Source organism: Arthrobacter sp. Dra40 (genome assembly GCF_059091905.1).
The window spans coordinates 1-8,889 of sequence record NZ_JBNHHB010000208.1 but is presented as its reverse complement, the minus strand read 5'-3'; the positions used below and the strand labels follow the sequence as shown (position 1 = coordinate 8,889).

Genomic DNA, 8,889 nt, shown 5'->3' with positions numbered 1-8,889 from the left:
GAGCGTCGTCTTCTGGACCTGCATCAGGAACTCGACGTTGGACTGCGTCTCCCGGATCTTGCCGGTGAGCAGTTCCAGCGCCTGCTGGGTGTCCAGCCCGGAGAGGACCCGGCGCAGGCGCCACATGATCTTGACCTCTTCGGGCGAGAGCAGGTTCTCCTCGCGGCGGGTGCCGGAGGCGTTGACATCGACGGCCGGGAAGATGCGCTTGTCCGCCAGCGAGCGGGACAGGCGCAGTTCCATGTTGCCGGTGCCCTTGAACTCCTCGAAGATAACCTCGTCCATCTTGGACCCGGTCTCCACCAAGGCGGTGGCGAGGATGGTCAGCGATCCGCCGTTTTCAATATTGCGGGCGGCGCCGAAGAAGCGCTTCGGCGGGTACAGCGCGGACGAATCCACGCCACCGGAGAGGATGCGTCCGGAGGCAGGAGCGGCCAGGTTGTACGCGCGGCCAAGACGGGTCATGGAGTCCAGCAGAACCACCACGTCCATGCCCATCTCCACCAGGCGCTTCGCGCGCTCGATGGCCAGTTCGGCCACGGTGGTGTGGTCGTCGGCGGGGCGGTCGAAGGTGGAGGCAATGACCTCGCCCTTGACCGTGCGCTGCATGTCCGTGACTTCTTCGGGCCGTTCGTCGACCAGCACCATCATGAGGTGGACCTCAGGGTTGTTGGTGGTGATCGCGTTGGCGATGGACTGCAGGATCAGGGTCTTGCCGGCCTTCGGCGGGGAGACAATCAAGCCACGCTGGCCCTTGCCGATCGGGGCCACCAGGTCAATGACGCGGGGGCCGATCTTCTTCGGCTCGGTCTCCAGGCGCAGGCGTTCCGAGGGGTAGAGCGGAACCAGCTTGGTGAAGTCAACGCGGTCCTTGTTCTCCTCCACCGGCTTGCCGTTCACGGAGGTGAGCTTCACCAGGGCGTTAAACTTCTGCCGGCTGCTCTGTCCGCCGGGCTCTCCGTCGCGCGGGGCGCGGATGGCGCCCACGACGGCGTCACCCTTGCGAAGGTTGTGCTTCTTGACCTGGGCCAGCGAGACGTACACATCATTCGGTCCGGGCAGGTAGCCGGAGGTCCGTACGAAGGCGTAATTCTCGAGCACGTCCAGGATGCCGGCGACGGGCAGCAGCACATCGTCGTCGGAGACCTCGGTGTCGTCCACGTCCGGGCCGCGGTCACGGCCACGGCGGCGTTCGTTGCGGTCGCGGTACCGGGTGTTGGTGGCGTCGTTGTCGCGGCGGTTCCGGCGGTTGCGGTTGCGGCCGCGGCCGCCCTCGTCGCCGTCGTCCTGCCGGGTGTCGCGGCCGTCCCGGGTCTCGCGGGTGTCGCGGCCGTCCCGGGTCTCGCGGGTGTCGCGGCCGTCGCGGGGCTCGCGGCTGTCACGGTCGGCCTCGTTGCGGTTGCGGTTGCGGTTGCGGTCGCGGCGGTCGGACTGGCCGTCGCCACGGCCGGACTGCTGCTGGCCGGAGCCGTCCTGGCCGTCCTTCTTCTCCTCCGGCTTGCCTTCCACCGGCTTGGTTTCGACGGATTCCTGCTGGGTCTCGACCTTGGTCTCGGCCCCGTCCTGCTGCCCGGACTCGGAACGGCGGTTGCGTCCGCGGCTGCGGCGCTCCTGGCGCCCTTCACCGTCAGCTGACGCGTTCTCGGCTGCCGGCGCCTGCGCCGGAACTTCGGCCGGAGCCTCGGTGCCGGCGGCCTTGGTGTCCACGTCGGCAGAGGCCACGGTGCCGTCACTGCTGGCGCGGCGGTTGCGGTTGCGGGTGCGGCTGACACGCTCGGCTGCCTTGGTGGGATCACCGCCGGTGGTGCCGGCGTTCTCGCCTATGGTGCCGGCCGTCTCTTGCTGGGCGGCTGCCGGAGCTTCGGTGCGCGCAGCCGGAGCTTCGGCACGGGCAGCCGGCGCCTCGGTGCGGACCGGCTGGTCGGCCTTCTTGGCCGCGCGGTCGGCAACCGAGGAGCCACGCTGGTGGTCGGAAATCGCGGCGACCAGGTCGCCCTTGCGCATCCGTGAGCCGCCGGTGATGCCGAGCTGTCCGGCCAGCACCTGCAGCTGGGCCAGCTTCAGGCCGGCAAGGCCCGCACTCTTGGGCGCAGGAGAGTCTATGGTTTCCACACCTGCAGTCAGGTCAGTGGTTTCGGTCACGAAGGATCCTTCCCCCTCGTCGGGCGGTGCGCATATGAAGCACACCGCGTTGTTTGCTACCCGGCTGTTGCATGAGAAGCCCGGCCGGGTCCGGTATTGCCTGCGGCGTCATGCCGAGGCAAGTCCGGGTGATCAGAGATGAAAGCCTTGAAACAAGCCGTCCGGCTGGAACGAGTGAAGTCCTGTCCGGCCGATGGCCGGCAGCAACGCCGTAGAGTGCCGCGGAAGGCTCCTGAAAGGCTGCACCTGGAACGGGGATCCTGCCCTCATGGCTACTCGGCTTACTTGATCCGGAGCATCCGGCAGAACTCCTCGCCGGTTAATCCCGGGGGTGCACTTCCACTTTAGCACCATCTGTGTCTACTGCTAGTTTCAGCACACGCCAGTTTTCCGGCATGTCGCTTTGCTCCAGATGGCGGGCGATGAGCTGCTGGACCTGCACGGCCTCAGCCTCGTCCGCGGCAAGCGTCATGACCGTGGGGCCGGCCCCGGAGACGACGGCGGCATGGCCTTGGCTGCGCAGCGCAGCAATGAGCGCGGCGCTGGGTTCCATGGCGGGCGCTCGGTGCTGCTGGTGCAGCCAGTCCTCGGTTCCGGCCCTAAGCAGGGACGGCTCGCGGGTCAGCGCGTGGATCAGCAGCGCGGCACGGCCGGAGTTGGCGGCAGCAACGTGATGCGGCACGGAGGCCGGCAGCAGGCTGCGTGCCGTTTCCGTGGAGAGCTCGTACGCCGGGATGGCCAGCACCGGCACGATGTCCGGGCAGATGGGAACGCAGGTGCTGGCAAAGACGCCGGCTTCCTCCCAGGAGATGGCCAACTGTCCGCTCAGGGCCGGCGCCACGTTGTCGGGATGGCCTTCGATCGCCGAGCAAAGCTGCAGGACCTGGTGCGCGCCCAGGCGTTCCGGCTCCGGGAGCAAGGCATCGGCCAACAGCACGGCAGACACAACGGCGGCAGCCGAGGAGCCCATGCCGCGGCCGTGCGGAATAAGGTTGCGGGCCTGAAGACGCAAACCGCCGGCGTCGTACCCCGCGTCACGCAGGGTGCTGCGCAGGATACGGATAATCAGGTGGGTCTCGTCGGAGGGCAGGTTTGCCGCGCCTTCTCCGGTCACCTCGGCGCGGAAGACGCCGTCGTCGGTGGACTCAACGGTGACGGTGTCGAAGAACGCCAAAGCCAGGCCCAGGCTGTCAAAGCCCGGGCCCAGGTTGGCGCTGGTGGCCGGTACCCGCACGGTGATCCGCTGCCCGGGCGCGATGCGGCCAGCCACCGCGGCGTCCTCCCCCGCCAAGGTGCTGTTACTCAAGACCCAGGGCGCTGGCCACACTGACCACGTCGAAGTCCACCTTGACCGGCGACACTTCACTGCCATCTTCGGTCTGCAGCGCCCACTGCGGGTCCTTCAGGCCGTGGCCGGTGACCGTAATGACGATGGTCTGGCCGGCGGGGACCTCGCCGGCGGCGTGCTTCTTGATCACACCGGCGACGCCGGCAGCAGAGCCCGGCTCGACGAAGACGCCCTCCCGGGAGGACAGCCAGCGGTGCGCAGCCAGGATTTCGTCGTCGGTGACCGAGTCGATCAAGCCGCCGGACTCGTCGCGGGCCGCCAGGGCCGTGTCCCACGAAGCCGGGTTGCCGATCCGGATGGCGGTGGCGATGGTCTCGGGTTCGGTGACCGGGTGCCCCAGCACCAGCGGCGCCGCACCGGCGGCCTGGAATCCCCACAGCGTGGGGGTCTTGGTGGCGACCGGCGCGAGCATGCCGGCCGTGGCCGACTCGTACGGCGCCGCGTACTCCTGGTATCCCTTCCAGTACGCGGTGATATTGCCCGCGTTGCCTACCGGCATCACGTGGATGTCCGGTGCGTCGCCCAGGTAATCAACAGTCTCGAACGCAGCCGTTTTCTGGCCTTGGATGCGCGCCGGGTTCACCGAGTTGACCAGGAACACCGGGTACGCCTCGGAAAGCTTGCGGGCGACCTCGAGGCAGTTGTCGAAGTTGCCGTTGATCTGGATGATTTCGGCACCGTGGGCGATTGCCTGGCTCATCTTGCCCAGGGCGATCTTGCCCGCCGGCACCAGCACGGCGCACTTCAGGCCGGCCTGGGTGGCGTAGGCCGCCGCCGAGGCGGAGGTGTTGCCGGTGGACGCGCAGACCACCGCCTTGGCGCCCGCCTCCACCGCCGCCGTGATGGCCATGGTCATGCCGCGGTCTTTGAAGGAGCCGGTGGGGTTCATCCCTTCCACCTTCAGGTACACCTCGGAGCCGGTCAGCTCGGAGAGGGCCTTGGCATGCACCAGCGGGGTGCCGCCTTCGCCGAGGGTGATGATCTCGGTCTGCTCCGTTACCGGCAGCCGGTCCGCGTATTCACGGATGACGCCGCGCCATTGGTGGGCCACTTAGATTCCTTCTACTCGCAGGACAGAGATAACAGCGTTGACAATGTCGAGGCCGCGCACGGCTTCCACCGTTGCAGCCAGCGACGCTTCGGAGGCCCGGTGGGTGACGAACCGCAGCTCGGCGGTCACCTGGCCGCCGCCTTCGGCATGGTCCAGGGGGTCCTCGGTGTGGATGGTCTGGCGCATCGTCTCGATGGAAACGCCGTGCTCCGCGAAGACACCGGCGATCTGGGCGAGCACACCCGGCCGGTCGGCGACGTCCAGACCGATGTAGTAGCTGGTCCTGACGGAGTCCAGCCCGACGGCCGGCAGGTCCACTGTGGCCGTCTCGGTCCGTCCCGGGCCGCCGCCGACGATGCGGCGGGCAGCACTGACCACGTCGCCCACCACGGCCGAGGCCGTGGGGGCTCCCCCGGCACCCTGGCCGTAGAACATTAGTTCCCCGGCGTTTTCCGCTTCCACGAACACTGCGTTGAACGCTCCGTGAACGGCGGCCAGCGGATGCTGGCGCGGCAGCAGGGTCGGGTGGACGCGGACCGAGACGCCCTCGCGGCCGTCTGCGCCGCGCAGCCGCTCGGCGATGGCCAGCAGCTTGATGACGTAGCCTGCGTCCTTGGCCGCGGCGATGTCGTCAGCGGAGACAGAGCTGATGCCCTGGCACTGGACGTCGGCGAGGTCGAACGCGGTGTGGAAGGCCAGTCCGGCAAGAATGGCACCCTTGGCAGCAGCATCGTGGCCCTCGACGTCGGCCGTCGGATCGGCTTCGGCGTAGCCGAGCTCCTGCGCGGCGGCCAGCGCCTCGGCAAACTGGGCACCGGTGGAATCCATTTGGTCCAGGATGTAGTTGGTGGTGCCGTTGACGATGCCCATGACCTTGGTGACGCGGTCTCCGGCCAGCGATTCGCGGATGGGCCGCAGGATGGGGATCGCTCCGGCAACGGCCGCCTCGAAGGAGAGCTCGACGTTCGCGTCGTCGGCCCGCGCATACAAGTCGTGGCCGTCGGCTGCCAGCAGCGCCTTGTTGCCGGTGACCACGGCGGCGCCGTTGTCGATGGCGGCGCGGATGAGCGACCCGGCCGGCTCCAGACCGCCCAGCAGTTCGATCACGATGTCCGCGTCCTTGACCAACGTGTCGGCGTCGGTGGTGAAGAGCTCGGCGGGCAGCTCCACGGTCCGCTTGGCTGCAGTGTCGCGCACCGCGATCCCGCTCAGCTGCAGCCGCGCGCCGGTGCGCGCGGCGAGTACCTCGGCGTCGTCAAGCAGGATCCGGGCCACCTGGGCACCGACGTTCCCGCACCCCAACAGTGCTACCTTCAGCGTTTTCATGCTGCTCAAACTCTCAGTCTTTGTGTCTCACCGGTTTGCCTGCTGCCCTGCAGGCGGTCAGCCCAGGTCGCGGGCGAGCAGGTCGTCTTCGGTTTCGCCCCGTATGATCAACCGCGCCTCGCCGCCGCGCACTGCAACCACAGGTGGCCGGGCAACGTAGTTGTAGTTGCTGGAGAGCGCCCAGCAATAGGCCCCGGTCGCCGGCACCGCCAGCAGGTCCCCTGCCTCGATGTCCTCGGGCAGGTAAACGTTCCTGACTACAATGTCACCGCTCTCACAGTGTTTGCCAACCACGCGGGAAATAATCGGCGCGGCGTCCGTCACACGGGAGGCCAGCACGGCTGAATAGTCGGCGTCGTAGAGCACAGGCCTCGCGTTGTCGCTCATGCCCCCGTCCACGGACACGTAGCGCCGCGGGCTGCTGCCGCCGCCCTCCAGGTCCACTTGAACGGTCTTCCGGGTGCCGGCCGAGTAGAGCGTGAACGCACTGGGCCCGGCGATGGCCCGGCCGGGCTCAATCGAGATTCGCGGCACCGGGATGCCAAGCCGCTCGGTGACGGAGCGCACGACGGCGGCCATGGCCTGGGCGAGCTCTGCCGGCGGGCGAGGGGCGTCTGCTTCGGTATAGGCAATGCCATAGCCGCCGCCCAAGTCCAGCTCGTGGAGGTCCACGCCGTGGACCTCCCGGACCTCGGCCACGAAGGTCAGCAGCCGCTCGGCGGCCAGCGCGAAGCCCTCGGGTTCGAAAATCTGGGAGCCGATGTGGCAGTGCAGGCCCAGCAGGTTGATGGACTCGTGCCCCAGTGCCACGGCCACCGCCTGCGCGGCAGGCGAACCGGCGTCGCCCGCCGAGCCGTCGTCCGCGGTGGCCATGGAGAGACCGAACTTCTGGTCTTCATGGGCGGTGGCAATGAACTCGTGGGTGTGCGCGTGCACGCCGGGGGTCAGGCGCAGCATCACGTTGGCCATTTCGCCGCGGGCAGCAGCGATGGCGCCCACCCGCGCCAGTTCGTCGAGGCTGTCCACCACGATGCGGCCCAGCCCCATGTCGAGTGCGCGGTGGAGTTCGGCGTCGGATTTGTTGTTGCCGTGCAGGCCCAGGTCCTCCCCGGGGATGCCGGCGCGGGCGGCAACGGCAAGCTCGCCGCCGCTGCAGGTATCCAGCCGCAGCCCCTCCTGCGCCACCCAGCGGGCTATCTCCACGCTGAGGAACGCCTTGCCTGCGTAGTACACGTCAACGCCGCCGCAGAGGGAAGCGAAGGCCTCGTCAAAGGCTTGCTTGAACGCGCGGGCACGGGCCCGGAAGTCGTCCTCCGAGACCACGAAGAGCGGCGTGCCGAATTGCTCTTTGAGGGTGCCGGCGGAAATGCCGGAGATTTCCAGTTCGCCTGCCGCGCCACGGGCCACGTCCCGAGCCCAGAGCTTGGCGTCCAGCCGGTTGACGTCCTGCGGGCAGATGAGCCAGTCCGGAGCCAGCGGAGACGCGGCTGCGGTTTCGTGTGCTGCGGTCATTACATCCTCTCCGGGGCACTGACACCGAGGAGGTCCAGCCCGTTGGCCAGCACCTGGGTGACGGCCGCGTTCAGCCACAAGCGGGTGCGGTGCGTGTCGGTGACGTCGCCGTCGCCGATCGGGGTCACGCGGCAGGCGTCGTACCAGCGGTGGTATGCACCGGCTATGACTTCCAGATGCCGGGCAACGCGGTGGGGTTCGCGCAGCTTCGCGGCCGTGGCGACCACCGACGGGTAGGCGCCCAGCACGGCCAGCAGTTCGTTCTCCGTCGGGTGGTCCAGCAGCGATGCATCGAAAGTGCTGCGCTCCACTCCGGACGCGGCAGCATTGCGCGCCACCGCACAGGTGCGGGCATGGGCGTACTGCACATAGAACACCGGATTGTCGTTGCTGTGCTTGACCAGCAGGTCCAGGTCGATGTCGATATTCGAATCTGCGTGCGAGCGGGTGAGCGCATACCGGGCGGCATCCACCCCGACAGCCTCAACCAGGTCTTCCATCGTCACCACCGTGCCGGCGCGCTTGGACATCCGCACCGGCTTGCCGTCCTTGACCAGGTTGACCATCTGGCCGATCAGCACTTCAACCCGGTCGGCGTTGTCACCGATCGCGGCTGCGGCGGCTTTGAGCCGGGCGACGTAGCCATGGTGGTCGGCGCCGAGCATGTAGATGCACAGGTCGAACCCGCGGTCGCGCTTGTTCTTAAAGTAGGCGATGTCGCCGGCGATGTACGCGGCATTGCCGTCGGACTTGATTACCACGCGGTCTTTGTCGTCGCCGAAGTCGGTGGACTTCAGCCACCAGGCGCCGTCCTGGAAATAGAGGCTGCCGGACGTCTTCAGCTGCTCCAGCAGCTTCTCGACGGCGCCGTCTTCGAACAGGGAGTTCTCATGGAAGTAGACGTCGAAGTCCACGCCGAACTCATGCAGTGACTCCTTGATGGCACCGAACATCAGCTCGACGCCGCGGCTGCGGAACTCTTCCTGGGGGTCGGCCGCGGACAGGGCGCCCGGGTTCTGCCGGAGCACTTCCTGGGCAATGTCCCCGATGTAGTCCCCGCCGTAGCCGTCCTCCGGCGAAGGTTCGCCCTTCGCGGCCGCCAGCAGCGAGCGGGCGAACCGGTCGATCTGCGACCCATGGTCGTTGAAATAGTATTCGCGCGTCACATCGGCGCCCTGGGCGGCCAGAATACGGGCCAGCGAATCGCCCAGTGCCGCCCAGCGGGTCCCGCCCAAGTGGATCGGGCCGGTCGGGTTGGCGGAGACGAACTCGAGGTTGATCCGCTGGCCGGCCAGCTCGTCGGCAGTGCCGAAGGAGGTGCCGGCTTCGACGATGCTGCGCGCCAGCGTTCCGGCGGCCGCCGCGTCCACTGTGATGTTCAAGAAGCCGGGCCCGGCGATGTCCACCCGGCTGACGCCGTCGATCTTCTCCAGCCGGCGGCTGAGGATTTCGGCGAACTGGCGCGGACTCATTCCGGCCTTCTTGCCCAGCTGCATGGCGATGTTGGTGG

At 68.0% G+C, this 8,889-nt stretch carries 6 protein-coding genes; all 6 read right to left on the bottom strand.

Going from position 1 to position 8,889, the window contains the following annotated elements:
* Positions 1 to 2,142: transcription termination factor Rho (gene rho, locus AC5RWT_RS31275; protein WP_494083611.1), on the bottom strand; the 2,142-nt coding region annotated here is incomplete at its 3' end.
* 319 nt (positions 2,143 to 2,461) lie between these two features.
* A complete protein-coding gene (gene thrB, locus AC5RWT_RS31270; protein ID WP_494083610.1) occupies positions 2,462 to 3,448 on the bottom strand; it encodes a homoserine kinase in 987 nt (328 codons plus the stop codon).
* Positions 3,441 to 4,541, bottom strand: a complete 1,101-nt coding sequence (thrC, locus tag AC5RWT_RS31265; protein ID WP_494083609.1) for a threonine synthase — start codon at positions 4,539 to 4,541, stop codon at positions 3,441 to 3,443. The genes thrB and thrC overlap by 8 nt, the downstream gene beginning before the upstream one ends.
* Positions 4,542 to 5,867: a homoserine dehydrogenase gene (locus tag AC5RWT_RS31260; RefSeq protein ID WP_494083612.1), complete on the bottom strand. Its 1,326-nt coding sequence runs from the start codon at positions 5,865 to 5,867 to the stop codon at positions 4,542 to 4,544.
* A gap of 57 nt (positions 5,868 to 5,924) precedes the next feature.
* A complete protein-coding gene (gene lysA, locus AC5RWT_RS31255; RefSeq protein ID WP_494083608.1) occupies positions 5,925 to 7,379 on the bottom strand; it encodes a diaminopimelate decarboxylase in 1,455 nt (484 codons plus the stop codon).
* The coding region (gene argS / locus AC5RWT_RS31250) for an arginine--tRNA ligase (RefSeq protein WP_494083607.1) at positions 7,379 to 8,889 on the bottom strand (1,511 nt) is incomplete at its 5' end. The genes lysA and argS, both read right to left, overlap by 1 nt.

What these genes read in the sequence shown, in the direction of transcription:
- lysA (WP_494083608.1), bottom strand. Translation starts at nt 7,379, where the DNA reads ATGACCGCAGCACACGAAACCGCAGCCGCGTCTCCGCTGGCTCCGGAC.
- AC5RWT_RS31260 (WP_494083612.1), bottom strand. Translation starts at nt 5,867, where the DNA reads ATGAAAACGCTGAAGGTAGCACTGTTGGGGTGCGGGAACGTCGGTGCC.